A 1,850-nucleotide genomic window follows, 5' to 3' on the forward strand; every position below is an offset into this window, starting at 1 on the left:
TATTATTATTCCTGTATATCGTGGAAATCCTGTTTATTTCAATAAGACAATCGAAAGCTGTTTGAATCAGACTTATCAAAATGTAGAAGTGATTATTATTGATAATGGATGTAATGATGCGTTGCAGGATACTTTAAGTGAATTAAATAATAAAGATAATGTGACAGTTGTAAAGAATTCTAAGAGCGGTGTATGTTCTGGTAGAAACTTAGGTGTAAAAACAGCTAAGGGAGACTATATCATGTTCTTAGATGCAGATGACTGGATTGAAAGTAATGCCTGTGAAATACTATTAAATCATGCAGTAGAAGCAGATGCAGATTGTGTAATCTGTAACTATAGTAGAGACTATAGTGATCATAGTGAAAAGATGCTTCACTATATAAGAGATACAATGTATAAGGACTGGAAGGATTATTTAAAGGATCTGTTAAATGTACAGGCAGGTGTAGGATTCTGCTGGGGTAAACTCATTAAAGCTTCTACTATTGAAAATGTATTATTGAATGAAGAATTAAGTCTTGCAGAAGATGCAGAATATTGTGCACGTGCCTCACAGAACTGGAATGTTATTGTAGGTGACGAACATCCTTTAGTTCATTATATATTCAATGATCAATCTGCAGTACGTAAGTTTGATACAGCTTATGCAGATAAATTCCTCTTATCTATGAAAGCAGTAGAAGAAGACTTAAAAGATGTCATGGCAGAAGATAAGAATATAGAAACATTATTCTATAACTTTGTAAGTTATCATGTATTACTTATTCTAGTAAACTATTGTGCACATCCACAAAATAAAGATAAATCGATGTCTTCTTTAAATACATTAATGAAGAATGATTTATTTAAACGTGCTATAAAGAACTCTAACTATAATGGTATGTCTATGACACGTAAAGTACCATTATGGTTCTTAAAACATAAGATGAATAGATTCGCATTACTTGTAGGACAAGTAAGACAGAAACAGTTTTCTAAGAGTAAATAAATTTATATAATATATTTGATGTTTATGTACGATGTTGTGTGATAAGGAGATACAGGACTTCTTTTTATCACTATAAAATGAAAGACAGTATGCTAAGTTCTGCATACTGCCTTTTTCTTTACTTAATATTATCAAATAGATTTGTAGAATATACACCTTCATCAATAAGTTTCTTAAATGATTCCTTTACAACAGGTGCATCTTCTTTATAAGTCACACCAAACCATGAATCCTGTACTTCTAATACCTTAACACTTAATTTATTTTCTCTTAGAAGTTCACCAATATAGATAGGTAATAAATATTCATCCTTTAGTGGATCCTTGATGTTTTCAAAGAATTCTACAAAACCTTCTTTTAAAGTATTTACGAATTCAGGAGTTAATCCCCAGAAGTTCATAGATACATTTACGTTAGGATCAATTTCTTTATCTCCTACACGTGCCCCAGTAGAAGTCTTTTCAATATTCTTAGTTTCTTCTACATCAGTTAAGTATCCTTCTTCATTCACTGCACAGATACCTCTAGTCACACCACCATTATCACTTAAAGTATTCTTTAAGATAAATCCTGCCATCGCAAGATGATCTGGCTTTTCAGGTGTATAGTCTAATAAAAAATCATGAATCTGTACAAATGCTTCCTTACCATAATAGTCATCTGCATTAATAACTGCGAATGGTTCATTAATTAAACCATCACATGCAAGTACTGCCTGTCCAGTACCCCAAGGCTTAGTACGTCCTTCGGGACATTCAATACCTTCTGGTAATGCCTTTAAATCCTGGAATGCATATGCAATTTCTACATCATACTTCTTAGCAACTTCTTCAATACGATTCCCAATAACTTCTCTGAA

Annotated in this window: 2 protein-coding genes; one reads left to right on the forward strand and one right to left on the reverse strand. The window is 32.1% G+C overall.

Translation table 11 applies throughout. The features are described 5' to 3' along the window. Positions 1 to 991: glycosyltransferase family 2 protein (locus ACT8VG_RS10790; RefSeq protein WP_444195873.1), on the forward strand; the 991-nt coding region annotated here is incomplete at its 5' end. A gap of 118 nt (positions 992 to 1,109) precedes the next feature. Here ACT8VG_RS10790 and ACT8VG_RS10795 read toward each other — a convergent pair. Then, on the reverse strand, positions 1,110 to 1,850 hold a 741-nt coding region (locus ACT8VG_RS10795; RefSeq protein ID WP_444195874.1), incomplete at its 5' end, for a nucleotidyltransferase.

It is taken from the genome of Catenibacterium sp. (assembly GCF_052354645.1).
GTDB classification, from domain to species: domain Bacteria; phylum Bacillota_I; class Bacilli_A; order Erysipelotrichales; family Coprobacillaceae; genus Catenibacterium; species Catenibacterium mitsuoka_A.